1 pseudogene is annotated in these 914 nt (G+C 70.0%); it reads right to left on the minus strand.

Annotated features, from left to right (window positions below):
* A pseudogene (locus VM95_RS37715) lies at positions 1-914 on the minus strand (polymorphic toxin-type HINT domain-containing protein); the annotation flags it as partial.

Below are 914 nucleotides of genomic sequence, written 5' to 3' on the forward strand. Positions count from 1 at the left end.
CGGTGGTGATGCCCTGGATGCGCGGGCGCATGAACTGGGGTGAGGCCGGGACGAGTCCGTCGATCCGGTTGGCCCGCATCTTGTACTGGAACTGCACCGCGGGGAGCGTGGTGAGGTCCGGCTGGCCGTTGCTGGGCACGCGCTGGACGGAGTCGAGCTGCAGCAGGTGCTTGGTCCCGTCGCCGGGATCGGCCAGCTCCTGGGTCAGGTTGTACGTGTCGACCGTGCGCGGTGCGCCGTTGACCTGGATCCGGGTGCTGATCGAGGTCAGGCGCTTGGTGGTGAAGAAGGTCGGCGCGCCGGTCGTGCAGGAGTTGTCGGTGCAGATCTGGTCGATCGGGGTGTCCGGCCAGGAGGTCGCGTTGGCGGTGGTGCGCTGGTCCTCGGAACAGGTGATCGTGCCGGAGGCGATGCAGCGCTCGGCGACGGTGAACACCACCTTCGCCGCCGGGGCGTTGGCGCCCTTGACCGCCAGCTGCTCGCTGAGGCGCTGGCCGTAGCCGATCTCCTGGACGTACCCGGCCCGCTGGTAGTCGGTGAGGGTGCCGGCGGGCCCGCCGGGGAGGCGGCCGCGCTGGTACTTGTTGCCCTCGGTCGCGTACGTGTAGGTGGTCAGGTTGCCGTGCGGGTCGACCACGTAGTCGAGCTGCCAGCGCCACGCCATCTGGCACCACGAGCCCTTGCCCTTGGCCGCGTCGTAGCACGGGTCGCCGCTGTTGGGCGAGTACACCGGCACCGTCAGCACGGAGTTCGCGGCCGGGTCCGAACCGTCGCCGCCCGGCAGGTGGTTGAGGCCGAAGTAGTACTGGACGCCCTCCGGCGTGGTGATCCGCCAGTACTCGCGGCCGTTGTAGTCGACGTCGCCCGCGCCCTTCGGCGCCCCGGTCAACTGCTCGACCTTCGTGCCGTCGTCG

This window comes from Streptomyces rubellomurinus (assembly GCF_000961885.1).
Lineage (GTDB): Bacteria > Actinomycetota > Actinomycetes > Streptomycetales > Streptomycetaceae > Kitasatospora > Kitasatospora rubellomurina.